This is a genomic window from Halomonas sp. A40-4 (assembly GCF_015767635.1).
In the GTDB taxonomy this organism is placed as follows: Bacteria; Pseudomonadota; Gammaproteobacteria; order Pseudomonadales; family Halomonadaceae; genus Vreelandella; species Vreelandella janggokensis.
The window spans coordinates 787,639-811,945 of record NZ_CP065230.1 but is presented as its reverse complement, the minus strand read 5'-3'; the positions used below and the strand labels follow the sequence as shown (position 1 = coordinate 811,945).

24 protein-coding genes and 1 pseudogene are annotated in these 24,307 nt (G+C 52.3%); 10 read left to right on the top strand and 15 right to left on the bottom strand.

Annotation, left to right across the window (positions count from 1 at the left end; translation table 11 throughout):
• Window positions 1-61 precede the first annotated feature (61 nt).
• Window positions 62-358, top strand: coding sequence for a DUF1330 domain-containing protein (locus tag IT895_RS03870; protein ID WP_199284754.1), 297 nt, complete (start codon window positions 62-64; stop codon window positions 356-358).
• Window positions 359-395: 37 nt separating this feature from the next.
• The gene (locus tag IT895_RS03865) at window positions 396-794 is read left to right on the top strand and encodes a hypothetical protein (protein ID WP_233337353.1); all 399 of its coding nucleotides are present in this window, start codon (window positions 396-398) and stop codon (window positions 792-794) included.
• Between the two features lie 140 nt (window positions 795-934).
• On the opposite strand, the gene rhuM is transcribed toward IT895_RS03865, so the two are convergent.
• On the bottom strand, window positions 935-1,840 hold the full coding sequence (rhuM, locus tag IT895_RS03860; RefSeq protein ID WP_233337352.1) for a RhuM family protein: 906 nt from the start codon (window positions 1,838-1,840) through the stop codon (window positions 935-937).
• A 270-nt stretch (window positions 1,841-2,110) separates the two neighbouring features.
• Entirely contained in the window at window positions 2,111-2,920 is an 810-nt protein-coding gene (locus IT895_RS03855) for a sulfite exporter TauE/SafE family protein (RefSeq protein ID WP_199284752.1), read from the bottom strand.
• A 106-nt stretch (window positions 2,921-3,026) separates the two neighbouring features.
• Between IT895_RS03855 and IT895_RS19320 the strand changes: the two genes are divergently transcribed.
• The 3 genes from IT895_RS19320 to IT895_RS03845 all read left to right on the top strand — a co-directional run bounded on the left by IT895_RS19320 (window position 3,027) and on the right by IT895_RS03845 (window position 4,050).
• A complete protein-coding gene (locus tag IT895_RS19320; RefSeq protein WP_233337351.1) occupies window positions 3,027-3,485 on the top strand; it encodes an AraC family ligand binding domain-containing protein in 459 nt (152 codons plus the stop codon).
• Window positions 3,409-3,813, top strand: coding sequence for a helix-turn-helix domain-containing protein (locus IT895_RS19315; protein WP_325073188.1), 405 nt, complete (start codon window positions 3,409-3,411; stop codon window positions 3,811-3,813). The genes IT895_RS19320 and IT895_RS19315 overlap by 77 nt, the downstream gene beginning before the upstream one ends.
• 84 nt (window positions 3,814-3,897) lie before the next feature.
• The gene (locus IT895_RS03845) at window positions 3,898-4,050 is read left to right on the top strand and encodes a helix-turn-helix domain-containing protein (RefSeq protein WP_199284751.1); all 153 of its coding nucleotides are present in this window, start codon (window positions 3,898-3,900) and stop codon (window positions 4,048-4,050) included.
• Window positions 4,051-4,079: 29 nt separating this feature from the next.
• Here IT895_RS03845 and IT895_RS03840 read toward each other — a convergent pair whose 3' ends face one another.
• A complete protein-coding gene (locus tag IT895_RS03840; protein ID WP_199284750.1) occupies window positions 4,080-4,988 on the bottom strand; it encodes a LysR substrate-binding domain-containing protein in 909 nt (302 codons plus the stop codon).
• A gap of 93 nt (window positions 4,989-5,081) precedes the next feature.
• Here IT895_RS03840 and IT895_RS03835 point away from each other — a divergent pair, with 93 nt between their 5' ends.
• Window positions 5,082-6,002 carry a DMT family transporter gene (locus tag IT895_RS03835; RefSeq protein ID WP_199284749.1) on the top strand — a complete coding sequence of 307 codons (921 nt, stop codon included), beginning with the start codon at window positions 5,082-5,084 and terminating at the stop codon, window positions 6,000-6,002.
• Window positions 6,003-6,052: 50 nt separating this feature from the next.
• On the opposite strand, the gene IT895_RS19500 is transcribed toward IT895_RS03835, so the two are convergent.
• From IT895_RS19500 to IT895_RS03820, 3 genes are all read right to left on the bottom strand, one after another.
• Window positions 6,053-6,166, bottom strand: coding sequence for an alpha/beta hydrolase (locus IT895_RS19500; RefSeq protein WP_199284748.1), 114 nt, complete (start codon window positions 6,164-6,166; stop codon window positions 6,053-6,055).
• A 186-nt stretch (window positions 6,167-6,352) separates the two neighbouring features.
• A complete protein-coding gene (locus IT895_RS03825) occupies window positions 6,353-7,882 on the bottom strand; it encodes a C69 family dipeptidase (protein ID WP_233337349.1) in 1,530 nt (509 codons plus the stop codon).
• A 385-nt stretch (window positions 7,883-8,267) separates the two neighbouring features.
• Window positions 8,268-9,500 (bottom strand): MFS transporter, encoded by a 1,233-nt coding sequence (locus IT895_RS03820; protein WP_199284747.1) that lies wholly within the window; start codon window positions 9,498-9,500, stop codon window positions 8,268-8,270.
• A gap of 89 nt (window positions 9,501-9,589) precedes the next feature.
• On the opposite strand from IT895_RS03820, the gene IT895_RS03815 reads away from it, so the two are divergent.
• Window positions 9,590-10,456 (top strand): LysR family transcriptional regulator, encoded by an 867-nt coding sequence (locus IT895_RS03815; RefSeq protein ID WP_199284746.1) that lies wholly within the window; start codon window positions 9,590-9,592, stop codon window positions 10,454-10,456.
• On the opposite strand, the gene IT895_RS03810 is transcribed toward IT895_RS03815, so the two are convergent.
• The 4 genes from IT895_RS03810 to IT895_RS03795 all read right to left on the bottom strand — a co-directional run bounded on the left by IT895_RS03810 (window position 10,449) and on the right by IT895_RS03795 (window position 14,475).
• Window positions 10,449-11,384: a nucleotidyl transferase AbiEii/AbiGii toxin family protein gene (locus IT895_RS03810; RefSeq protein WP_199284745.1), complete on the bottom strand. Its 936-nt coding sequence runs from the start codon at window positions 11,382-11,384 to the stop codon at window positions 10,449-10,451. The two genes, IT895_RS03815 and IT895_RS03810, sit on opposite strands and share 8 nt — an antisense overlap.
• A complete protein-coding gene (locus IT895_RS03805) occupies window positions 11,368-12,189 on the bottom strand; it encodes a type IV toxin-antitoxin system AbiEi family antitoxin domain-containing protein (RefSeq protein ID WP_085920278.1) in 822 nt (273 codons plus the stop codon). The genes IT895_RS03810 and IT895_RS03805 overlap by 17 nt, the downstream gene beginning before the upstream one ends.
• 368 nt (window positions 12,190-12,557) lie before the next feature.
• Window positions 12,558-13,484, bottom strand: a complete 927-nt coding sequence (locus IT895_RS03800; protein WP_199284743.1) for an Rpn family recombination-promoting nuclease/putative transposase — start codon at window positions 13,482-13,484, stop codon at window positions 12,558-12,560.
• 79 nt (window positions 13,485-13,563) lie between these two features.
• Window positions 13,564-14,475 carry a LysR family transcriptional regulator gene (locus tag IT895_RS03795; protein WP_233337348.1) on the bottom strand — a complete coding sequence of 304 codons (912 nt, stop codon included), beginning with the start codon at window positions 14,473-14,475 and terminating at the stop codon, window positions 13,564-13,566.
• A gap of 99 nt (window positions 14,476-14,574) precedes the next feature.
• On the opposite strand from IT895_RS03795, the gene IT895_RS03790 reads away from it, so the two are divergent.
• Window positions 14,575-14,937, top strand: a complete 363-nt coding sequence (locus IT895_RS03790) for an EamA family transporter (RefSeq protein WP_233337347.1) — start codon at window positions 14,575-14,577, stop codon at window positions 14,935-14,937.
• Between the two features lie 60 nt (window positions 14,938-14,997).
• Here the strand turns inward: IT895_RS03790 and IT895_RS03785 are convergent, their stop codons facing one another.
• Window positions 14,998-15,339, bottom strand: coding sequence for a DeoR family transcriptional regulator (locus IT895_RS03785; RefSeq protein ID WP_233337346.1), 342 nt, complete (start codon window positions 15,337-15,339; stop codon window positions 14,998-15,000).
• A gap of 156 nt (window positions 15,340-15,495) precedes the next feature.
• On the opposite strand from IT895_RS03785, the gene IT895_RS03780 reads away from it, so the two are divergent.
• Window positions 15,496-19,449 carry a hypothetical protein gene (locus tag IT895_RS03780; protein WP_199284741.1) on the top strand — a complete coding sequence of 1,318 codons (3,954 nt, stop codon included), beginning with the start codon at window positions 15,496-15,498 and terminating at the stop codon, window positions 19,447-19,449.
• 178 nt (window positions 19,450-19,627) lie between these two features.
• On the opposite strand, the pseudogene IT895_RS03775 reads toward IT895_RS03780, so the two are convergent.
• Window positions 19,628-20,232: pseudogene (locus tag IT895_RS03775) on the bottom strand (GMP synthase (glutamine-hydrolyzing)); the annotation flags it as partial.
• A 115-nt stretch (window positions 20,233-20,347) separates the two neighbouring features.
• Window positions 20,348-21,559, bottom strand: coding sequence for an MFS transporter (locus tag IT895_RS03770; protein WP_199284740.1), 1,212 nt, complete (start codon window positions 21,557-21,559; stop codon window positions 20,348-20,350).
• A 156-nt stretch (window positions 21,560-21,715) separates the two neighbouring features.
• Between IT895_RS03770 and IT895_RS03765 the strand changes: the two genes are divergently transcribed.
• A complete protein-coding gene (locus IT895_RS03765) occupies window positions 21,716-22,603 on the top strand; it encodes a LysR family transcriptional regulator (protein ID WP_199284739.1) in 888 nt (295 codons plus the stop codon).
• Window positions 22,604-22,650: 47 nt separating this feature from the next.
• Here IT895_RS03765 and IT895_RS03760 read toward each other — a convergent pair whose 3' ends face one another.
• Window positions 22,651-23,514: a DUF6282 family protein gene (locus IT895_RS03760; protein ID WP_199284738.1), complete on the bottom strand. Its 864-nt coding sequence runs from the start codon at window positions 23,512-23,514 to the stop codon at window positions 22,651-22,653.
• On the bottom strand, window positions 23,511-24,287 hold the full coding sequence (locus tag IT895_RS03755; RefSeq protein WP_199284737.1) for an alpha/beta fold hydrolase: 777 nt from the start codon (window positions 24,285-24,287) through the stop codon (window positions 23,511-23,513). The genes IT895_RS03760 and IT895_RS03755 overlap by 4 nt, the downstream gene beginning before the upstream one ends.
• Window positions 24,288-24,307 lie beyond the last annotated feature (20 nt).

Below are 24,307 nucleotides of genomic sequence, written 5' to 3'. Positions count from 1 at the left end.
AGCCAGAGCCATGACCCAAGCCGCTCTGGCACTCCCATGTCAGATACCGAAGGAAAGCCCTATGCCAGCCTATGTGGTGATGATCAAAGAACACACCCACGACACTGATGAAATGGAGCGCTACAGCGAAAAGGCCAAAGCCGCCCGGGAAGGCCACGACCCTGAACCGCTGGCGTTCTACGGCGATTTTAAAGTGCTCGAAGGCAGCGCCATGGAAGGGGCGGTGATTTTACGCTTCCCCGATATGGCCGCCGCCCGCGCCTGGTATGAAAGCCCCGCCTACCAGGAAGCCCGCCAGCACCGTTTCCAGGGGGCCGACTATCGGGTCTTTATCGTGGATGGCATCGAGGGCGTCTAGAAGCTTCCCATCGCCCATCAAATAGGAGGACCACATCATGATCGAGTCACGTGAAGACCTCGACGCCATCAAGCAGTCGTGCCAGTCGATGGTCACAAGGAGTTCAGGCCTTTCTGCCGGGGCGGCGATCATTCCCATCCCCGGGGTGGATCTTGGCTCAGACGTGGCCATCTTGATGCGGTTGATCCCCCAAATTAATGAAAAATTTGGCTTATCGCCTGAACAAATCGAAAGCCTGGATACCGAATCCAAGCTCTTTGTGATGACGGCCATTTCCAATACCGGCAGCAAGCTGGCCGGGAAATACATCACCAAAAAACTCATCGTGACGGTGCTCAACAAGATGGGCATCAAGGTCGCCGCGAAAGGCGTGACGAAGTTCGTCCCGCTAATCGGCAGTGCCGTGGCAGGCAGCATCAGCTTCACCGCCATGTAGGTGATGGGCAACCGTCATATCGAAGACTGCTATCAAATTGCCTTGGCAGCGCTTGAAAAAGAGCGGCTTGCGCATGAAATCGTGATCGAGCCGGAGACAGAGCCCGCAAAGAACTCTCCTCAGCCGTAATGGCTCGGTGATCAGCTTTCTTTCAACAGTATAAAATGCTCTATCAACCGTATCATCAGCGTTTTCTGATCGGGCAGGCTTTCAGCCACTAACAACGCTAGCGCCACCAAGGTGTTGTCGTTGATCAGTTGCTCAACGGGTCGAGCCAATAACGATGCATTGCGGCGCAGGTACCATAGAAACAGAAACGAGCCACAGCGCTTATTTCCATCGGCCAATGGATGATTTTTAACCACAAAGTAAAGCAGATGCGCCGCTCGGGTGGCCACGTTGGGGTAAAACAGTTCGTCTCCAAAACCTTGCTCGATGGTGGCCAAAGCCGACGTCAAACCATCGCCCCGCACCTGCCCAAACAGTTCGGTTGCCTCGCCTTTGGCGATCAAGGTTTGCTTCAACTCCCCAATGGCTCTCAAGGCTTCGTCCAACTCCAGCGAGTGCATACCGGGCTGCTTGATGTTTAGCTCGGTTAATTGCTGTTCATCATAGCCTTGTAGCAGACTCCAGGAACGCGCGTAATCGCTAATCACGCGAGCAACCGCTTTTCCTTCTGTTGAAACCAGACCATGGTTGGTCAAGGTTCGGCTGAGTAGCGTTAGAGCCTGCTCAAACTCTATGCCACGCTCGGTTAAGCGGCGCTGATTCAGGGTATAGCCTTGAACTAAATGGTCTTTTAATACTTGCGTGGCCCACTTGCGGAACTGGGTGGCACGCTTGGAGCTAACCCGATACCCCACCGAAATAATTGCATCAAGATTGTAGTGTTTGGTGCGATATCTCTGCCCATGCTCAGCCATATGTTCCAAAATGGAACATGTGCTGTCTTCATCCAGTTCACCGCTCTTATAAATATTACTCAAGTGTTTGGTAATTGCTGGGCGCTTGGTGCTAAAAAGCTCGGCCATCTGCGCCTGGCTCAACCAAACGGTCTCTTGCTCCAGGGTCACCTCCAGGTGTGCTTGCCCATCTTCACTGGTAAATATCTGTATTTGCTGGTCATTCATGAGTGTTGGCTCCCAGGTTTACATCAAGCCCCATGCATCTCCAAAGCAAGCATCACTCAATGCAGCAATATTCACCTTTGCCTACCAAAGCACGCCTGTTATCAGAGATTAAGTAAACCTTACCAAATAACTGATTATTTATACAGCTTAATATTATCATGATCCTGCCAAATAAAAGTGGACACTTCAACGCACAAAAACCATCACTGCCAGTACCATCGTTAGCAATAGCAGGTACACCCCGGCATGGATATGATCAGGAATGCGCCCGATCCATATCGACGCCAGTCGAATACCGACCCATGAGCCTATCGCGAGCACCAGCAACACGCGCAGCTCCACATAACCGGCATACCACTCCCCCAACGCTGGGTGATTTGCAGACAGCAGCACATACGTCGCGGTGCCACTTACCGCCATGGGCAACGATAATGGATTGGCCATGGCAGTAGCTGCCGTCATACTTGCGCCTCTACGGCGCATGAGCGGGACTGTCATTACGCTGCCACCCACGCCCAGCAAGGCGGCCACCGCACCAATCAATGTCCCCGTCACTGCCGTTACTCCACACCCCATAGGACGCACATCACTCTCCGCCTGATGCAGAAAACCGGGTCTAAGCACAGCATCCATAATCGTGATGCCCAGATAGCCGATAAAGGCCCAGCGCACCCAACCCCCACTTAACGACACGGCAGCCGCCGCGCCAAGCACGGCCCCCATGGCGATATAGCCCACCAGCGGCCGCACCAGGTGCCATTGCACGGTTTGCCTTAGATGGTGGCGCCATGTCGACAGGGAAGCAGCAAACACCATCAGCGCGGTCGAAGTGGCCACCGCGATATGCATGGCCGCCTGACCGATACCACTATCCGGCCCATGGACGGAAATCAGCAGGGTATACAGCAAAGGAACTACCACAAACCCACCACCGAAACCGAACAACACGGTGGTCACTCCCGCCACCCCGCCACAAAGTAGCAATACGCTATACACCGGCACTCTCCTGATGAACTCAACAGGAGGAACGGTATTCCGGTGAGGGCTGGCCGACATTCGCCATTTGGACAATAATCATTGTGTTTCGGCCAAGTTGACGACAATGCTCAATATTCCCCTGTCAGACGTAGACCATGTAGCACGGCCCCTAGTAGCCATCGGCACTGATTATAGCCCCGGCACACTGCTCGACTTTCATACCCATCGCCGTGCCCAGTTTCTCTATGGCATGACAGGCGTGATGGAAGTCAACACGGATGACGGCACCTGGATGGTGCCACCGTTCAGCGGCGTCTGGCTGCCGGAGGGCAAGCGGCACCAAGTGCGCATGAACGAGGTGAGCACCCGAAGCTTGTATATCGAGCCTCACGTCGCACCACGTACGTCGCCCAACTGCGAGGTGCTAGTCGTGACACCTCTACTGCATCACCTGCTGCTGGCTTCCGCCCACATCCCCGCGCTCTATAAGGAAAACGGCCGCGACGGTGCCCTGGCGCAACTACTCCTATACGAAACTGGAACAGGCTCAGGCCCTGCCACTGTTTGTGCCCCTGCCCCATGACCCTCCCCTCGCCCGCCTGTGCAGAGAGTTTCTCGGCCAGCCGAGCATTCACACCCTTACGGAGAAGTGGGCGCGGCATTTACATTGCAGTCAGCGCACCTTCAATCGCCTGTTCCGTCAGCAGACTGGACTCTCCTTTGGCGTATGGCGCCAACAGGCCTGCCTGATGGCAGCAATTCCCAGACTGCTCTCCGGCAGCTCCGTTACACGAACCGCACTGGAGCTCGGCTACGACAGCCCAGCCGCTTTCTCCAGCATGTTTCGCAAGGTGCTTGGTCAGTCTCCAACGACCTTCATTCGGGCAGCTAGTTGCCCGAATGAAGAGTAAAAAGCCGTTGTTTCAGGTATTAAATACTCACGATCTTGCCCAGCCTGACCCACAGTGAGCATTTAAAGGCCCACAAAAACTCTCATGGGCCTTAAATTACTCAAATTGACGGCTATCGAACTATCGAAACGTGCAGGCATCACTCGCAGCACCCTCCGCAATATCGAAAACGGCGAAGCTGATTCTGAGATCAGCCGGGATCGAGACGGAGGCTCTTTGCCGGACGGCAGTTTTTGAACAGCTATTGCGTCGAACAAGCCCTATTATCACTCATGACTCAACACCTCTCGCAGCCAACCAAGTAATGCTTCGCTGCCTTGGCGTTGAGGTGCGCCCTGGCGAGTGTATAAGGCGATGGCATCGTGCTGGTGCAAGCTCTCTGTCACCGGGCGGATCAGTTCGCCATTTTCAATTAAGCGTTGCGTTGTGCGCCGCCAACCCAAGGCGATACCGTGCCCCGCGACAGCCGCTTGCAGTAACAGTGGATAGCTATCGAACACAGTGCTCTCCGCTGATGAAAACTCAAAGTGCCCCATGGCACGAAACCAATCATCCCACTCCAGCCAGTCCGGCGGTTCAGCGTGGTGGTGCAGTAGCCGCTGGTTCAGCAACGCAGTGAGACTCAACGGCGTAGCGGCCCCTTTCAGGTAAGCAGGGCTGCAGACCGGAAATATCTCGTCCTTGGCGGTAAACACCACACGATGGCTCCCGCTGGGTCGTCCGTTGGTTTGCAGCGCAATGTCGAAGCGGCCACTAAATTCGGTAATCGGCCGTGTCGAGGTCGCCAGCTGTATCTCAATGTCAGGATAGCGTCGATTGAAGTCCGCCAGCTGTGGCATCAGCCAATAGAACGCTTCGCATAACTGGCAGAACAATACGACGCGCTTATCATCCGGATCGCCACGCAGCCCCTGAGCTCCCATAGCAATACTCTCCAGCGCCTGGGAGACCGTACGGCCAAACTCGCGCCCCTCGCTGGTAAGAAACACACGGCGATGACGGCGCTCGAAAAGCATCACGCCAAGGTCTTCCTCCAGCGCACGGATCTGTCGGCTGATAGCCGCCTGAGTAAGGTGTAGCTCATCGGCCGCGCGCGAAAAACTTTCAAGCCTGGCGGCAGCCTCAAAGGGGCGCAGCGTCGCCAGCGGCGGAAGAGACTTGATGACGTTATCCATAATCTGAGCTCATACATTGTGACGCAGAAGTCGTTTGAAGCACGGCTAGAGGCAGCGGCATTCTAGAGCGGAATTCATACCTGGAACGCTGCAATGAAGGTCACCGCTGAACCACAAGATAATATCCTACAGGGCATAAGCCTTATCATTGGGGCTGTCTTTCTGCTGGCGTTGACCGACGCCCTGGTTAAGTATCTAAGTGCCAGTATGTCGCTATGGCAACTCTATGTCATCGCCTCAGCACTATCGCTGTCGTTACTCTTTGGATTGATCATTGGCCATTCAGGCCCCCGCCCCAAGGTAAAATCACGCCGCTGGGTGGCGATAAGAAGCCTGCTTCTGTTACTGATGTGGATCGCCTACTACGCAGCACTGCCGCTGATTCCACTCTCAGTGGCAGCGGTCGCTATTTACACCACGCCGCTGTTTATTGCCGTGCTGGCTGCTTTTGGGGCGGGCGAGCATCTTTCACGCCAGGCTTGGCTGGGCATACTCTGCGGTTTCCTTGGTGTGGTGGTGGTGTTGCGGCCTGGCGGCGACGCCTTCACACCTGCCGCACTGCTACCCGTGCTTGCCGCCCTCTTTTATGCGCTAGCCATGCTGGTCACTCGCCACCACTGCCAAAGAGAGCATCCCTTACTTCTCACCCTGGGCTTAAATCTAGCCTTCCTGGTAGCAGGCACACTCTTCAGCGTGTTGGTCGCAATCAACAGCACAGCATCGCTTGCTGAACGTGCGCCCTTTCTGTTTGCCGGTTGGCAACCGCTAGACGCCATAACACTAACGATCATCGGCGCCTACGCGCTACTGCTGATCATTGTGAATACCGGGGTGGCAAGGGCTTATCAAATCGCCCCTTCGGCGTTGATCGGCACTTTTGATTACGCCTACCTCATCTTCGCCAGCTTTTGGGGCTATCTGCTATTCAGCGAAGTGCCCGATGCCATGACTTGGCTGGGAATGGGCATGATTTTAATGGCCGGTTTGATGGTGTTGCGTCAAAAGCGTATTTAATCTCGCAAAAGGAATGTCTCGATAGGGGCACAGTAGACGTTACTCAGCCTTTAAAAAAATTTAACCATTTTTGCACCAATCTCTTCCGGCTGTTCTTCAGGCATGAAATGACCGCAATCTTGAATGATTGCGACCACATAAAAATGGTCGGCAAGTATGGGCATGATGCGGCGCCACGTATACTAGCTATGCGGGAAGCCAGCCATCAGCAAAACGGGAAAGCCTTTGCCACCTAATACAGTGTGCAAACTGACATCTCCTTAGCCGAACTTATGGATGCCTCCCTTTAGACGCCTCCCCAGCATCGAGCCAAGGAGGCGTTTCTTTTCACGGACAAAAGCAGGCTTTAGTTACTGAGCGTCGCTGGGTTTATCCGGATCGGCGTCAACCAGGCAATTGACGGTCTCGCCGCCCTGGTCATTAGGTAAAACGCCCTCTGGGCGGCGGCGCTGATCATGAAGCTCAAGCGAAGCGTTCAGCCAGTCCAATAGCGTATCCCCCAGCGCGAGTGCGTCATCGGCGCGCTGCTGGCTGTAGAAGGTAAGCAACTGCCTGGCTTCGTCACGCTTACCCTGATCAATCAATGTCTTGGCGGAGGTTTCCACCCAGTTCAGGTCATCGAAGCTATCTTGTTCAAAGCCTTCCAAGAGTTCGGTAACAGAGCCGTGAAAGCGCTCAGGCTGTTCGCACATCAGGTACATGACCTGCTTGAAGCGACGTCCCGCAAAATCACTGGCTTCCTGCACCTGAAAATCGGGGTTGAGGAAGGTAGACGCGGCGCCCTTGGAAAGATAGCGGTGCTGCCCATATTCCATTGGGACCTCCTGGACACCGAGCCACCAAGGAATAAAGGGAGCCGCTAACGAGCCGGTGGGCGCCACCCAGATTTGCTGCATATCAGCGTCCGTGTTGGCCTTCAAGGTGGCGACCTGACCATAACCCGCCTCATCGTCAGCGATACGATGATCACGAACCTGCGCCATCATTTCGCGCTCAGTGATCGGCGCCAAGTCGCGCAGGGCCTCTTCCACGTCTGCTTGGGACATGTACTTGTAGCCACCGGTACGCGCTTGGGTATCCTGGCGGCCATAGACGTCAAACACATTGAAATCACCCTCGCCTGCGTACCAGCCCTGTTCCTCGGCGAAGGAAATCAGGTTGTCGGCGCCCATGTAATCGGGGTCGTTCTCGAAGTCGACAGGGAAGTCTTCAATATAGCCGGGATAGAGCACACGTACGTCATCATCACCAAGCCGCTCGGCGGCCCACAGCCCCTGACTGCCAGCAAACTCCCAAACAACCCAGCCTTCATTTTCATCGGCGATGAGGTGCGTATTGCCGCCATAGGTGGAGTAGCCGTATTGATCAATTAACTCTCCGATCAACTCGACACCTTCCCGGGCTGTCTCGGCGCGTTCAAGCACCAGCCTGGCCAAGTCGCTGTATTGAGGGCCCTGCTGCGGCGTCTCCGTCATGTCGATCAGTTCCTGGCGGTTGGTCGCCCAGACGTCACGAACGGCCACTCCATGCTCATTGATACCACCGTTGGTGAGCGGTGCAGGGAAACCCTCATAGTCGGAATACGACATCGACAGGTAGCGGAAAGTGTGTTCGGCTTGCGGAATGTCGATGAGCTCACCGGGGATGCCGGCATCAGCGGTGACACCAACACTCACTGTATCGTCAGCTGAGTGATCTTCGGCAGGCATGATCTCCAACCAGTGGCTGGAGACTTCCTCACCGGTGCCACCGATCATAACGGCGCCCTCGTCGGTCAAGTTCTTGCCTACATAGTAGGCATAACTTGCCGAGGCTACCGGGCTAAGCGCGAGTAGCGGCACGGCCAGCATGGCCGGTTTTAAGTAATAGCGTGTTCTCATAATTTTAACTCCGTGTTGATACAACTTCCTGAAGTCATGGAAAACTGAAGTATTTCGGGTCACAACGTAGAGGTAAAAGACCAGCAGCGATGATCTCTCTGCTCCAGGCATAGGATATCGGCCACTGACCCAGGCGCTACGCTAACAAATGCTGCGCAATGTTTTTAGGAATGCGGCAATGCCTACCTATCATAGCAGCCCAGAAGCGCCTCGCTGCCGTCGCGGATAGGTGCCAGAAGTAGCGGCAACGCTAGATCACAGGTAAGTCTATCTAGCCACCATCAACCCTCGCCGAGAGTAGGCGACATGCAGAAAGAGCACTAACCGCGGCGTTATCAGCCTTCGAAATGCTATTGCCCACGCGCGCAAGATACGTAAAACGGCCTTACTTCTCGCTATGATAAGGGCTAAGCACGATCACAGCGGCGATGAAACAAATCCCGCCCGCGATAAACCACAGTGCGAAATATGATCCCGTCATAAAGGCAATTAACCCGCCTAAGAAAGCAACCAACCCGGCGCCTACCTGATGAGCCACGTTGATCCAGCTAAAGGCCGAAGGCCCTTGATCACCAAAGATGTGATTGCACAAAGTAATCACCGGAGGCACCGTTGCAACATCAAAAACACCAAACACGACGGCAAAGGCTATCAGCTCCCAGCCAACGGGTTGCGACAAAATAAAAGGCAGACAAATCAAACTCACGCCCCGCAAAAAGAAGATAACGGCCAGCAGCGCCTGCTTATTGATTTTATCTGAAAGCCACCCTGCCCCAATCGTGCCCGGAATATTCAAAAGACCGATTATCAGGAGCAGATAAGATGATTCCGCTACCGATATCCCCTCTAACGATGCCGCAGGGGTAAAGCTACTCCACATCAGGCCATTCGTGGTAGCGCCACACATGCCAAAGGCTAATGCGATGACCCAGAATTTCTTGCACTTCACAAACCCTTTCAGACTGATAAACACATCAAGAAATGTACTATTCGGCTTAATATGATGAGCCGTCACCGTCCTCGCCGCCGAGAACTTCTCATTCAGCAGCAAACCCACGATTAACAATGTGATCAGGGTCAAGACAAAACAGCCTATTAATGGCGCTCGCCAGCCAAATTCATCAGCCAGCTTGGCCCAAATGGGGAGCAACACAAATTGCCCCGTCACCGAGGAAGCCGTCAATATACCTGTCGGCAAGCCCGTTTTCTCAAACCAGGAACGAGCAAAGAGAGCGCCAAACGACATCGTTAACGCGCCACAACCCAGCCCAACCAAAACACCCCATGCAAGGTTGAATATTATCTTTGAGTTCAGCGTACAGACCAAAGCGCCAGCCAACAGTATCACAAGGCTTGCGATGACAATTTTCTTGATCCCATGCTTCTCCATCAAATGAATGGCGAAGGGTGCCGTCGCACCATAAAGGATCATATTGACGGTGATGCCAAAGGTTGTATTCAGGGACGACCAACCAAGCTCCTCAATTAGCTGTGACGTCAACAACCCCGACAAGGTGACATAACTACCGGCAGTGACAACACACAGGGCGGCAACCAGAATGGCATTGAATTTCTGCTGTGAAGAAATCAGTGGAAAAGCTTGTTGCGTTTCACTCATGGCAATATTAATTTCTGTTAAAGCGTTTATCGAAACGCTATCCACCCATGATCAGCATGTAAACCATCATTAATGAGAACGAGTTTTTCATGATTGAGAATCTAAAATGGGATGACTTTAAAGTTGTGCTCGCGATCGCTGAAGAGAAAGCACTTAAACAAGCCGCGAGCAAGCTCCATGTCAGCCAAGCCACCATCTACAGGCGACTGGCTGACATTGAGGGAAAATGTGGGGTAAAGCTCTTTAATCGTGAAGATAATGCTTATGTGCCAACACTTGCCGGATTAGAGTTGGTGAGAAGTGCAAAGGAAATCGAAAAACAAGTGCTTTATGCCCAGCGAAAACTTTACTCTGCCAAAGAAACATTATCCGGCAACCTGACGGTCACTACCACAGATACATTAATGTATGGCCTGTTGGGCAATATCATTCACGACTTCAATTGCCAATACAAAGAGCTGAACATAAGCGTCATCGTCAGCAACAAACTCATGAGCCTGGAGGCACGTGACGCAGATATCGCTTTTCGCCCTGTGGTCAGCCCGAACGAAACGCTTATCGGCAAGAAAATCCTGCCTATTGACCAGGCTGTCTATGTTTCACAGGAGAGCAAACATACTGACTGGCTGGAAAGCGATATTTCGTGGATTGCGCCCAATACGGAAATGCATTACCCACTGCTCAGCGAATGGTTTTCAAAAAACAATCTACTTAAAGGCAGGCTATTAAAAAGCAACTCGATTCTTATGGATTACTTTATGGTTGCCAATTACGACTATGCAGCGGTGTTACCGACGTATCTGGAAAAAGAAGGCGCGGGCATCAAACGAATCAGCCCTATCATCCCTGAATTGAGCACGACCATGTGGGGACTAATGCATACCGACTTAAGAACGTCTCAGACTGTGACCGAGTTTCTTAACTATGTGCGTGCTCGCTGCAATGTAATTACTTAGGCCAAAGCCGCGACAACGCTTGTTCTAATTGAAGTCTGTCTGCCCGGCGTTTATCCTCGGAACGACGACTCAAATTCTGCAACTTGCGTTTAACGCCGGGCAGTTCGCGAGCCTGGGGCAGACCAATCAGACCAAATTCCGGCTGCTCATCTTCGATGGAGAACAGAAATTCTTGCGAAGGCTCATCTATCCACTCAGCAAGACGTACCAATAGCCGTTCCCGATATTTCAGTAGCTCATGCGCAGTGACAGGCTCCGACGTCATGCCCTTAAAATGAGCCTGAAAAATATCTTCAAAATCCTTAGGCATCTGCGGCTCAAGAATTTCCCAGGCGGGTTTTGGACTACAGGTCAAATAGACCAGGAATGTGTACCAAAGCGTCCTATCAGCTCGCTTGTCATCCAGTAATAGTCCTACATCGAACAAGTCGCGTGGGTGCTGACGCGATAATGCTGCTGCCAGTTTTCCTGCATACAAATCGGCAAAACTCAGCACCTGTGCAGAAGCAAACCCAAACGCCTCCTCCACCACCGGCCGAACATCCATCTCACGCACTGGATGCACCGTGCCCCGCATTACTGGTGTGGTTTCAATCTGCACAAGTGCCCTGCCGCGGCTGACAATCAACCGCGTGATACCTTGACTGCCTTGAGTCGCCGACGGCTGCACACGCATTGTTTTTGATTGAGTCCGTAACGCATCAGCCAGCATGTTCAGCGCATTATCAATCGCGGCGGCGTCTTCAGCGAAACCGTGAGTCGGCAGCCATGTAAGATCGATATCCACTGATAATCGAGGGAGATCGTGCTCGAACAGATTGATCGCCGTTCCGCCCTTCAACGCAATGCGAGGCTCCAGTGACAACACTGGGAGAATATCTACAAGTAGCTGTACGCGGTCGGTGTAGCGTTTATCCCAAGTGCTCATCCAAGTCCCTCGGTAACGTGATCTGATAAGTCGGGTGTAGACGACCACCGGGCACCAGAACGCGTTTACCGCTGCCGAGATCCACCCCCTCTAACGAGATTCGTTTAAGCCATGCATGCTGGTACCGATCCGCCAAGGCGAGAAACAGTCGTGCTGCCTTGATGCTGCTGCAATGGCGCAGCAACACCGTCAACCGCCTTGGGCTCAGTGTTGCCAAACTCTGCATAAGCGTATCAGCTTCGTAGACCAGCGCCGCGCCAGCGGGGCCATCGCAAAGCTCCAGTATCGCGCGCTCCGGCGTGGAACAAACGATGGCTCCCGCACCAGAAAGCACCTCTAGCCGCTTAAGGCCCTGCTCAGGTAGCTGATCCTTCTGCGTATCCGCAGTGAAATCAGACAACGGCCAGTCAAAGGGAGGCTTGCCGCAGAACTCAAATCGTTCAGGCAGTGCCAATTGACTGAGCCAGCCGGGCGGACGGGCATCCCCATAAAGCGTTACCGTGGCTGCTTCGCCCAGGCGCAGGTAGTGCTCATACCCTTGCATTGCCAACGCGAAACGCCCACCGACGTATAATGCCAGGCCCTCGCGCTCTTGCAGGCTTCGCAATACGCCCTGCCACTGCAACCGCCCTCCCTTTCTCAGATAGACACCACGCGCCGGGGACACCAGCCAACCGCTGGAGACATAGCGCGCCACAAGGCTTCTCGAATAGCCATGCGCCTGCAGCCAGCGGCTGGAGACTAAATCAGAGTCTCCGAGGCTGGCTAGCAACTGGTTTAATTTTGACGATTTTTGTTCACTCATAGTGAACATAATACGGCTTTCAAAAACTCTGTCCAGTGAATGCGAGGTTTACCGAAAAGGTTTTTTAATCACTATGGGTGAGCCTTCTGGATCTATCCTGAACTCGCCCTCAAGCGTTGCTTACCCACGGGGTTAAGCGGCTGCCGTTTAGACCAAAAGGAAATTAGGTTGCCACTAGCTTGTTTTGCTAAGCGCGCACTGCTGATTCACGTTAAACAGCCATTCACTACTGAATATGAACCATTGCATCAGGTTCTTTCATGGCATGGGGATACCTGTCATCCTCAGAAGCCAAATACAGCAAGGGCAGTCGCTTGGACTGCCCTTTCGCTTTATGTGTGAAGCGGGAATACGGAAATGAGAGCTGGTCAGTGCTCACCTTCAGTGCGCAACTTAGCCACTTCACGTAACGCCAAGCCTGTCGCTTCAGCAATCTGCTCATCACTCAGCACTCCCAGCTTGAGCAGATTACGGGCCGTTTTCTCAATACCCAGCTTTTCGCCTTCCTGACGCTCTTGCTGAGCCCAGTTTTCCAAATTTTCTGCCAACATGTCTTTATCCTCCACCAAACTGTTGAGCTGATTGAGGTCGACCTCAGCCCCGAGCCGCTGCAGATGGCGTTTAAGCCAGCGGGTAATAATCTTGTCGATACGTTCTTTGTGAGGATCAGCCTGAATAATCGCCACAATTCGATCCACGGCTTGCTGAAGCCCCTGGCGATTTGTGGAGGCCTTCTCGATACCGAACACCCCGCTTAGCGGCGACTGTACCAAACCTAACTGTTCATCAGTATAGCGCCCTTCATCGACTAGGTAATAACGCATCCGTGGCTGGTAGACCTGCAGGAGACCCGGTGGTTCCGGCATGATCATGTCATAGAGGTCTAACGATGCTGACCAGCGCTCTGAGCCGTTATAAAGCACTACCGGAAATACCGGCGGTAAACCCTGGCCGGGTGTGATGACCTTCTGCTTGAGCAACTCACTGTAGAAGCAAGCGGCGTAGTGCATCAGCCGAACCGGCATTGTGCGATCCACCGAGGACTGAAACTCCAACAAGATGTACAGATAGACCTCTTGGGCCATCCCCTGCCAGTTAACGTTGACTGACCACACCACGTCCTCAATTTTCTCTTCGAACAGCGGCGTAATGTAGCTGCCGCTATGGCTTTTCAGAGTGGAGAAGTCCATTAACCGGGCAATCTCAGCAGGCGCAAAGCCTTCGATAAGTTGCTGAACAAACTCAGGATAGCTGAACAGCTCTTTATAGCCGGTATCGTGATGGTTGTTGACCATGGAGACCTCTGACAATCGATCCACGCCAGAATAGCATGCTCAGCTACCCGTAAAACATTCACACGTTGTGATGAAGAGCCTACAAAGCATTGCACACACTCAATAATTGCCTACCCATCCGGTTAAGCGGCTGCTTTTTCGGCCAAAAGGCAATCAGGTTTCGATCCCGCCTCGGCGATAAAGGGCGCGTCACCACACCGGGCATTGACTTACTTGTTAACGCTAATGTGGGCACAAAGCTCACCCCGACATCGCCAGCGACCATCTGCAATAACGTGCAGGTATCGCGTACCCAAAAATCCACCTGGAAGGTTTCGGCCTCTTCCAATGAGTGGGCAAATATCTGCTGGATAAGCGCCTCACAACCGCCTGACGACATAACCAGCGGGTACTCTGCTAACTGTGCCACCGTCACGCTGGCTTGTTTGCTGAGTGGGTGATTTTCGGGCAGTACGGCAACGATCTCGTCTTTTTTTAACCGCTGCCAATCAAAGTGCTCACGCCAGTAGGTGACATTAAGCTGCGTCACATCGGTCGTTACGCCCATATTGACCACTCCGCTTTCCACCCACTCCTTTATCTCCTCCTCCATGCCTTCCAGTACAAGGCTAATCGCCTCCGGGTAGCGGCTCGTTAAGCTCGAAAGTTGCGGCGACAACCATCCCGCTAACGCACTGGGAATAACACCTATTTTCAGCGTTTCATCCGCCTCGTTATGAAACTGCCCCACCTGCTGGCTTAACACCTGAAGCTCAACTACCACCTTCCTGGCGCTAGTAAGCACTAACTCTTCTAGGGCGGTGGGTACCAGCCCTTCTGTACTTTTGATAATCAGCGGGCCACCCGCCAGCTTCTCCAGTGCCTGCATGGAATGACTCACGCCCGACTGGCTAACGTCAAGGCGCGCCGCCGCACGGGTATAAGACTGCGCTTCCGCCATTGCAAGCAGCGCGCGAAGTTGGGCAATGAAGATATCCGCCCCTCTGATCATCACAACTCCTCATGGTGACCATGACTTAATCGAGTTTCTAGCCGCATGTGAGCGGCTTCTATGCTGGCCCTTTCCTTATCATCGTGACCAGGAGCCCGCATGTCTATCGCCCTGGCGCTAAGCGCCATGGTGCTGCTCGGCAGTACACACTTTATCAATGGCTTGCTCGCCTGTTTTTACCCGCCGCTCAATATTGCGTTTTACACCCATCTGGGCGGCGCACTTGTCGGTTTTGCAGGCGCACTGCTCTTTTCCACCTGGGAACCAAGCGTGTGGATATGGGGCGCGCTGGCGGGCATCGGCTCCGCTCTTGAGGCCTGGCTGCTTTACCAAGGGCTATCTCGATCGCCCTTCGCTATCGTGGTGCCTGTTAGCGCGGTCGCGATGGTCCCCATCGCCCTCGGGCTCTCGCTAGTTTTACTTGGCGAGCGACCCAAGCTTGTAGGATTAGCGCAGTATTAACAGCAGAGATAGTTCGCACTTACTCAGTGGCGATTCGACCTTTAATAGCAGCGATCGCCACTACAAGGTGCCATCTACTTCCCGCTCAAGCAGCACCGAATAACGCGTACTGCGCCCACCACCGTGTAGCTTGGAAAGGCAGCTTTTCTCCAGCAGCTCTGCCAAATCCCGCGATGCGGTGGCTTTACTTACCTTGGCCAGCGATTGGTACTTGCGGGCGTTAATGCCCTGCTCAAACTCCTCCCCTGCGGTATCCAATAAACGGTTCAGTACCTTGATTTGCCGTTCGTTCAGCACGGTGGTGGCATGGCGCTGCCAGAAGGTGACTTTCATCCGCACACAGTCGATTCTCAATGACGCCTGTTCGAGCGCTTCTTTCGGGATATACAGAAACCACAGCAACCAGGCTGTAATATCCAGGCAGCCTTTCTGGACGATTTCGCGATGATCATATTAAGCGCTTTGTCGCGACATTATGGTCGCTCTCATCTATCCCACTATAACAAATGATAGGCTAGGTATTAGCGGTGGTGTTCAATTGAACAAGAGAGATTGCGCGTGAGCTATTTTCAGAGAAAGCTGTGGTTTGCCGACCAAAATGAGCAGCACCCACTAAAGCAAGAAGACCTGCTTATGCGCCGTGAACCAATCGTCGTGCTTGGCGAGCCTGGTATGGGGAAAACCGAATTACTTAAGGAGCTAAGCGCAGAAGAAGGCAACGCTTTCTGCCGCGCGCAGCAGTTGATTAATCGGCCGCGGCCAGAGACTCTTCTCGGCGACAATAAACGTCTAGTTATCGACGCGCTCGATGAGGTGTCCGCTCAATCCGATGGCGATGCGGTCGATCTAGTACTGCAAAAGCTAGGAGAGCTCAATTACCCTCCATTCATTTTCAGCTGCCGAGTAGCGGATTGGCGTGCTGCTATCTCAACGCAGGCAATAGCCGACCAATATGAAGATGTGACACCGCTGGAAGTGCACCTCTCACCGCTCGACGAAGATGAGCAGTACGAGCTGCTCACCCAACTTCTACTAGGCGACGCGAAGCGTGCACGAACGCTACTTGATCATTTCGTGCGGTTCGGCCTCGACTTCCTCGGAAACCCACAGACATTAAAGCTAGTAGCTGCCCTGCCTAAAGATCGGCTGTTGCCAGCAACCAGCGGAGCTCTTTTCGAAGACGCTATCGATACGCTCAGGAAAGAGCATAACCGGCTGAAAATCGAGCTACCAAATAATACGGTTCTTGATGCAGCGGGCGCAGCGTTTTCGGCTCTGATACTGACAAGCAATGCACGCATCATCGATCAACCGAGCGGTGCGATTGATCACGCTGACAAGGCACTACCACTTGCAGAGGTTGAGGCATTTGATAACGGGCATGTGAAGTTGGCGGCAAACACAAAGCTTTTCGCAACTGATCTAGACGGCCTGACCTACGCCCATCGCCGCATCGGTGAGTTTGTCGGCGCGCGCTGGCTAGCTGCGCGGGCCGATACACGAGCGAAGCGACAACGTCTTCTCAGGCTGTTCCGGTCGCACGGGCTGGTGCCCGCTTCACTGCGCGGCCTCCATGCCTGGCTGGCACGTGATCCGCAATTAGCTAACGCGGTGATCGACGCCGATCCGATGGGTGTAGTCGAATATGGCGACGCGGAGGCACTAGCGCCCGAGCAGGCACGTCAGCTATTTACGGCACTTGAACGGCTCTCTGCCAATAATCCGCGATTCAGCGGCTGGCAGGAATACCGCGCGGCGGCGTTGGTAACGCCGCCTCTGATGAGTGAAGTTGCACGCGTAATTAGTAACTCTGGGGCCGAATTCGGACTAAGGGCATTCTTGTTGCAGCAACTCAAAGGTGCACCAACGGCTGAGAGCCAACGCACGTTATTACGCGAGCTCATGCTTGATGAGGCCGAGCCCTACGGTATACGCCATGAAAGCGCTCAAGTACTGGTTGCACTTGGTGGCGAGAACTGGCCTATGCTTCTGGAAGAGTTGCGGCAACAAGTAAGGAAGGATGCACTTCGACTCGCGTACGAGTTGATTGATGATATCGGTGTGGAGGCCTTCAGCGATGAGCAGATTGTAGCAATCGTTTTCGCCCACGATGGGCTTTCTGTATGCCCAATTGGGTCTGAAGCAGAGCGCAACACTGTACTCGGACTATTTTACCATCTTGCCAGAGAGGTTCCCGTAGCAAGGCTAGACGGCTTACTTGACCATTTTGCCATTCAGGCCGAAATACTCCTTCCCGAATATGCTGATATCGAAGAAAACAGTTTGATTGACCTTCAATATGCTTTGGTGCTCAGGAGGCTCAAGAGTGACCATCCAGTGGAGCCGCTGCGGCTTTGGCAATGGCTCGAACCGTTCGATAGGCCAGCTTCATATCAACGCGACCAAGGCAGGGAAATTGGAGAATGGCTAAATGAGAATCCGTCAGTACGCCGAGCAATCCAACGGCATGTCTTAATTAACAAAGCGGGCTACAAAAATATATCGCAGAGAGCTTGGCCACTGCAGCTTGGGATCATCGACCTGCATCCCACACAGGCTGAAATTATTAGTCTGCTACAAACGTTGAACTCCAATGATCGCACCGACGAACGCTGGCGAGAAATTATTATGCTTGGCCGAACATGGGGTGAGGAGGGTAAGGCACTTCGTGAAGCGGCCAAGCCCTTCGCCCAGCACCGGCCTGACCTGCTCACCTGGGTTGATAACTTAGCCGATCGAAAGATTCCAGAATGGGAGCGCAAGCAGGAAGAAAATAAACGACAGCGCAGGGCAAAGCAGGCTGCCAAGTTCGCGGAGCACCGCCGCGACTTCTTTGCCAATATAGAGAAAGTCAAATCGGGACAATTTAGATGGATTCTCTCGCCAGCACAGGCATACCTCAAACGTTTCCATGATATTGACGACGACGTGCCAGCACATGAGCGTGTTGCGGAGTGGCTGGGCGAGGAAATTTCAGCGGCAACGCGCATAGGATTCGAGGCGTTTCTTCAAGCCTACCCACCACGACCGAACGCGAAAACAATAGCACTGAGCTACGCCAAGAGTATGCGCTGGCCGTCAGGCGACATTATCGTTGCGGCAATCGCTGAACGAGTAAGAACATTGTCGGAGCCATTCAAAGGAGTTAGCAGTGAGCGGCTGGCTGCCGGCCTGTTCGAGTGCTGGCATACGGCTATCAGTGACCACGCTGGGCTAAAGGAACTCACGGCCAAAGTCGAATCCGAATTGAAGCAACGTGGTCGATGGGAACAGGTAGTGCGTCTCTACATCCAGCCGCAATTGAAGTTACAGGTTCAGCATGTAGATCATCTTTGGGCGCTCATGCATAGCGATGATGGTGATTTCGGCGCTGATCTCGCCGAAAACTGGCTAACCCATTACCCCGACATGTCAGTTGAGGCAGAGTCAGAAATGATCGACCGATTGCTGCGTTCAAACCGCCGTGACGCGCTCCGGGAATTGGTTGTAGATCGCCAAAAGAGGGAAATTGACGACGAACGGCGGCGGAATTGGCAGGCGATAGCGCTAATCGTAGATTTCGATGTGGCGCGCGCATGGCTGGGCAATGAGATCGAGCCAGAGTTGCTTTGGCATTTCCGAGACCGATCTGGACATGGTAGGCGTTACGATGGAACCGGCTCCTTCCTGTCGATCAACCAGCTCGCCTGGTTGATAGCTACCTTTCGCGAGCAATGGCCCCAGGTTAGCTGGCCAAACTCGGAGATGATAGGCGATGTAAACCCTTGGGATGCGTCGGAATATATCCGGACGCTAATTACTAGGCTGGGAAGCGATGTCTCTACTGAGGCCGTAGCGGCGCTCACAGCACTACGAGACGCGCACGAGGATAGTTATACATGGGCGCTGCGGATGGTTTCTGCCGAGCAGTGGCAGAAGCAGGCTGACGAAAGCTATTATCCGCCAACACTGGACCAGATAAAGACGATACTAGACGCTGGCCCACCAAACAGCGTTGCCGACTTGTGCTCGATAGTGGTCGACGAAATGCGAGAACTAGCCAGGCGATTACGCGGCAGCTCAGAGGATGAGGTCAGCTTGTACTGGACCGATAACGGCCATCCACGCTCTGAGAATGAATGTCGCGACCGAACCGTTGCACTATTACGCGGCCATCTTGCACCCCTTTCGATCTATCCCGCCAACGAGGCCGACATGCCGCAGGATAAGCGCGCAGATATTGTGTTTCAACATAACGGCCTATGGTTACCAGTCGAAGCTAAGAGACAACAGCACCCAAAATTATGGACAGCGATAGATAATCAGTTGGAAGCACTCTATACAAGCCACTGGCAGGCCCAAGGACAGGGCGTATTCCTCATCTTCTGGTTTGGTTCCGGCTACCGTGTGCCAACACGGCCCTGCTTTGGATCTAAACCGAGCAACGCCGCTGAATTACAATTAGCGCTTGACCAGCATTCAGCAGTGATGACGGGCCGAGTTGAAGTTGTAGTGCTCGACTTGTCGCGTTGATGCTAGCTCTGCCAGCAGTATAAATTGGCATAAGCAGCTCTTAGCTCTATGTTTCTGCTATCTAAAGTCAGTCCTTCTGGCAGCATCGTGCAAAAAAGCCTGCCGGTAAGGGCAGGCTTTCATGTGAGGCGACAAATGTAGCAGGGCTGGATGCGTTGAACTGGCCCTGCTCAATCATTCACTCCCACTCAACAGTAGCAGGAGGCTTGCTGCTCACATCATAAGTCACCTGCGAAACACCTCTTCCAGCTCATTGATGATCCGATTGAAGACCTTCTCCAGCAGCTCATAGGGTAGGTGCGCCCAGCGGGCGGTCATGAAATCGATGGTTTCTACCGCGCGTATCACGATGACCCATTCGTAGCGGCGGCTGTCGCCTACTACGCCAACGGATTTCACCGGCAGGAACACCGTAAAGGCTTGGCTGGTTTTTTTCGTACCATCCAGAGGCGCACAGCTCTTCGATGAAGATAGCGTCGGCATCCCTGAGGATGTCGGCGTACTCTTTCTTCACTTCGCCCAGGGTACGCACGCCCAGGCCGGGGGCAGGGATGGGTGGTGGTAAACCACCTACGTTGTGTTGGGATTTCATCACGTGCGCTTTGCCGATTTTAGAGGCGGCGGATTCAATCATATCCAGGTAGATGGTCCCTGATCCAGGAACTCGACGACATCGATCTTGCTAGCCTCTTCATCGGATACATCGATAAAGGTGTTGCCAAGGAACAGCTCTTCCGCGTCCACAAAAATGACCTTCACACCCATGTGCTTGTAGAAGGTATCTCATTACGAGAACTCGCCGAGTCTACTTTCCGATGACAAAGGCTCGAATGATTTTTCGGCTTCTCTGCGCTAATGAGTATGAAAAGCTCTCCCCCGACGATAAGTGATTCGTCTACTAGAATTTTGAAGCTGAGAAACCATGTAGCCGTGCAGACCATACAACTAACAAGGTTCCTATGAGTAGGATAAGCAGTGCGGGTGGGAATGAAACGGCACCAAAACGATCCAACAATATACCACCAACGATTCCTCCACCTGCGATAGCCAAGTTCCAGGCTGTAACCAACATGGACTGCGCAACGTCTGCCGCTTCACCAGCAGTTTTGGCGAGAGCTGTTTGAAACAAAGTCGCTGCTCCGCCGAATGAGATCCCCCATGCACCGACTGCAACATACACTGCGATTGGCACATCGCCAGCTACTCCAAGCACCAGCGCTGCCAATCCGAATAAAAAAGTACTAGCTAAAGTCAGTTTGCGAAGATACCGGTCAATCAAAACACCGATGACCCAGATGCCGATCAGAGAAGAAATACCAAAGACAAGCAGAACCAGATCAGTTCGTTCGGCCAGATTGGCGTTAGCCAAAAAAGGGGCAATATAAGTATAAAGAATGTTATGCGCTAGCACGAAAGCAAGGACTACGAACAATACAGGACGAATACCAGGCATAGTGAATACCTGTCTCAGCGTGAGTCTTTTACCTGCAGACTGGCCTGCAAAGTCAGGTACTTTTACACAAACCCAAACAATCAGTACTAGCGCCATAACGCTCATTATTCCGAAGCAAGCGCGCCAACCCACCAGCGTCCCGAGGAACGTGCCTGCCGGTACACCCAACGATAGGGCCAATGGTGTGCCCACCATTGCAATCGCGATGGCACGCCCTTTTAGATGTTCAGGAACCATTCGGGCGGCATAGCCTGCCAATAGCGCCCACAGCAATCCTGCCGCTACGCCAGCAAGGAGGCGGGCAACCATGGTCAAGATGTAACTCGTTGAGATTGTTGTGATCGTATTGGCGATAGCAAAGCCTACGATAGCGGCCAGCAGTAATGGGCGGCGCCGAACCCCCTGGGTGGCGGCCACCAACGGAATGGCGGCAACAAGGGAGCCGATGGCATAGATGGTAACAAGCTGGCCAGCAAGTGAGTCTGAAACCCCAAGCCCCGCTCCGATCTGGGGCAATAAACCAGCAGGCAAAGCCTCGGTCAATATTGTAACAAACCCCGCTAATGCAAGTGCTAGCAATGCGGTAATCGGAAGACGATCCGATTGAGCGGTTTCACTGCACTCCATATTTAAGTTACTTGTTTCTGATGTGCTCATAATCATTGAACCCGTTAAAAGCGAAGGTATCTTGCTATTAATTAGCGCTTACCTTTCGTATGTGAGAGTAGATGATTACTTTAAGTGCATTGAAAAAAGAGGACAATAAAGCTATAGTTCAAAACATATCGGACAAAAATTCCTTAATGGTGAAATATGGACGCTCTCAGTGGAATTGACTACTTCGTACAAGCGGCAGAGACCCGAAGCTTTTCAGAGGCTGGACGCAATCTTGGTGTATCTTCATCTGCAGTTGGCAAAAGCGTAGCTCGATTAGAAGCCCGCTTGGGAGTCCGTTTGCTTCATCGAAGCACACGCAGCATCACACTGACTGCAGAGGGGAGATTATTTCTTGAGCGATGCCGTCGTATATTGTGTGAAGTCGAAGCAGCAGAACTCGAGTTATCAGAGATCCATAAGGAACCCAAAGGTAAACTTCATGTAAGTCTACCGCTGGTGGGCAGTTTGGTTATGCCAGTGCTTACTTCATTTATGCATCAATACCCATTAATTGAGTTAGATGTCGACTTTTCAGATCGAATGGTGGATGTCATTGAAGAAGGATTCGATGCTGTTATCCGCACCGGTGAGCCAACAGACTCAAGACTAATGTCCAGGTCTCTTGGAACATATCGCTTGTTGCTTGTCGCTTCACCGGACTACATATCCAAATATGGTAAGCCTGAGACCCCTGCCGAGCTGAGCGATCATGCTTGCTTGCAGCATAAATTCCCCAGCACAGGTAAATACGAATCTTGGCCGTTGGTTCGAACTAATACAGAATCAGAATCCATGATACATGCAGCTATGGTATGCAATACTTCTGAAGCGCTGCTTGATGTGGCAATATCTGGTTTAGGAATCGCCTGCTTACCTGACTTTATGGTGCGAGAAACCATAAACAGGGGTGAACTAACTACCTTATTGGACGACTATATTGAGCATCAAGGAGCGTTTCGTATGTTGTGGCCTACCAGCAAATATATGGCACCTAAACTACGTGTATTCATTGATTTTATGGCTGAAGAGCTATTCAAGTATTAAAAAAACCAGCCTTTCCTTAAAATGCTATAAAAAAAACAACATTGCATTTACTCTTTTAACATCTGATAGCAGCATTCGCGTCTAACAAAGTCAATACGATTACTACTCAGATTCATTAACTCAAACCATTTTTCACTTTGCCCAAGCCATTGTTCAATATCTGGTTGTGTCAGCTGCCCTAAATCAGAGCTATAGAGTGCCCTTGGCACGCTTTTAAGCACCGTTAAAAAATCTTCCCATGCCTGGTAGCCAAGCAAATAAGTCAAGGCTGTTTGCTCAGTATAGATCATCGGTGCTTGCGATAGCTTAATTAGTGCTTCAGCATCTAAAGCTGTCAATGGATTCGCGGGCTGATTAAGCATAAGCTTAGGAACTCCATAACGTACTGCTGCTTCAATTAGCATATGGATTTCCTCGGTATTGGCGTGCCCAGTCGACACTACAATAGGATAGTCACGCGACATTCGCAGAATATCAATTGTTTGCTCCGTCAACTTTCCCTCTCGACTGACGGTTAACGGTTGAATTGGATGGCTTTTGAGTATCGAGTGGGCCGTTTGGCGCTTCAGTTTGGATTGGTGATTGCGCCCAGTAACAGTTGGCAAATGTACAAGTAACCGGGCTTCACTTTCTCCATGGTGAATTAAAGAGCGTTGCACGACTCGATAGTCAATCCCCCCAGCAATTTCGTTGAGTACAACCGAACCCGAAACAGGAAAACCCTCTTGACGGGCTTCCCATGCTTGGGCAGCAGTGCAGCCAAGATGGTTTTTGAGGACAACCCAACCATTAACTTTTGCGTATTGCCTACCTGTTTCCATAACATTATGGCGGCGAATGAATGCGTCAGGCCCAGCATGGTAATGAACATCGATAAACGCACAATCGCTTAAGCTTGTTGAAGTTTTCATGTCAGTTCTCCAAGAGCAAGGCCCAAATGATTATTTAAAGCCGAAATGACCATTTGTGGAGCGTCTATCAGCGGACGCATTCCGCCATTTGGGATTTCCAAAAGATATTGGTTCTTGTGTTCATTTATCTGTACATTAACCTTACGAACTAGCTGCGAAACTTCCCCATATATGCTCAGTAGCGGTGCTGAATAAGCATCGAGGGCGCCCTCTAGATCTAAATTACAAAGCAGGCTGAATCCTCTATGCAAGCGTTCAGCCTGCAGCTTAACTTTTTGGTCATCAATGAACTGTGGGGGGGTAGCAACAATCTGATTCGCTGGCTGCACCAGCCTGTCGAGTAACTGTAATGCTTCAAGTATATCTCCTTTAGCAGCAAGATCTGCCAAGTGCCCTAGCCGAGTATTTAGAAGATCGTCAGCCCTTGCAGGTGATGATATTAGCAATGCCATTGCAACTTGTGGCCTCAAGGACTTGTTAAGCAAAGACTGTACTACTGCACCTCCAAGCGCCACACCAGCCAACAGATCAATACTCCCTAAAGGCAATAATACTTTTTCCCATCTATCGGTGAATTGGTCGAATGACTCATTCTTTTGGGGGAGCAGTGATAGCGTGTCGAACGTAATGACGCTGAAACCGGCCTGTACCAAACGACTGATCAACGGTTGAAAGAACAATCCCTGATCCCAAGTTGGCATTACTGGTGCCATCACAACAGCAGTGTGAGTTCCAGAACCATATGTATGACTTATTGCATGTATATCATTCACTTTTTTAACTCCAGTAGTTT

Coding starts and splice junctions, on each gene's coding strand:
- IT895_RS03870 (WP_199284754.1), top strand. CDS start 62: ATGCCAGCCTATGTGGTGATGATCAAAGAACACACCCACGACACTGAT.
- IT895_RS03865 (WP_233337353.1), top strand. CDS start 396: ATGATCGAGTCACGTGAAGACCTCGACGCCATCAAGCAGTCGTGCCAG.
- IT895_RS19320 (WP_233337351.1), top strand. CDS start 3,027: ATGCTCAATATTCCCCTGTCAGACGTAGACCATGTAGCACGGCCCCTA.
- IT895_RS03845 (WP_199284751.1), top strand. CDS start 3,898: ATGGGCCTTAAATTACTCAAATTGACGGCTATCGAACTATCGAAACGT.
- IT895_RS03840 (WP_199284750.1), bottom strand. CDS start 4,988: ATGGATAACGTCATCAAGTCTCTTCCGCCGCTGGCGACGCTGCGCCCC.
- IT895_RS03835 (WP_199284749.1), top strand. CDS start 5,082: ATGAAGGTCACCGCTGAACCACAAGATAATATCCTACAGGGCATAAGC.
- IT895_RS19500 (WP_199284748.1), bottom strand. CDS start 6,166: ATGCCCATACTTGCCGACCATTTTTATGTGGTCGCAATCATTCAAGAT.
- IT895_RS03825 (WP_233337349.1), bottom strand. CDS start 7,882: ATGAGAACACGCTATTACTTAAAACCGGCCATGCTGGCCGTGCCGCTA.
- IT895_RS03820 (WP_199284747.1), bottom strand. CDS start 9,500: ATGAGTGAAACGCAACAAGCTTTTCCACTGATTTCTTCACAGCAGAAA.
- IT895_RS03815 (WP_199284746.1), top strand. CDS start 9,590: ATGATTGAGAATCTAAAATGGGATGACTTTAAAGTTGTGCTCGCGATC.
- IT895_RS03810 (WP_199284745.1), bottom strand. CDS start 11,384: ATGAGCACTTGGGATAAACGCTACACCGACCGCGTACAGCTACTTGTA.
- IT895_RS03805 (WP_085920278.1), bottom strand. CDS start 12,189: ATGAGTGAACAAAAATCGTCAAAATTAAACCAGTTGCTAGCCAGCCTC.
- IT895_RS03800 (WP_199284743.1), bottom strand. CDS start 13,484: ATGGTCAACAACCATCACGATACCGGCTATAAAGAGCTGTTCAGCTAT.
- IT895_RS03795 (WP_233337348.1), bottom strand. CDS start 14,475: ATGATCAGAGGGGCGGATATCTTCATTGCCCAACTTCGCGCGCTGCTT.
- IT895_RS03790 (WP_233337347.1), top strand. CDS start 14,575: ATGTCTATCGCCCTGGCGCTAAGCGCCATGGTGCTGCTCGGCAGTACA.
- IT895_RS03770 (WP_199284740.1), bottom strand. CDS start 21,559: ATGAGCACATCAGAAACAAGTAACTTAAATATGGAGTGCAGTGAAACC.
- IT895_RS03765 (WP_199284739.1), top strand. CDS start 21,716: ATGGACGCTCTCAGTGGAATTGACTACTTCGTACAAGCGGCAGAGACC.
- IT895_RS03760 (WP_199284738.1), bottom strand. CDS start 23,514: ATGAAAACTTCAACAAGCTTAAGCGATTGTGCGTTTATCGATGTTCAT.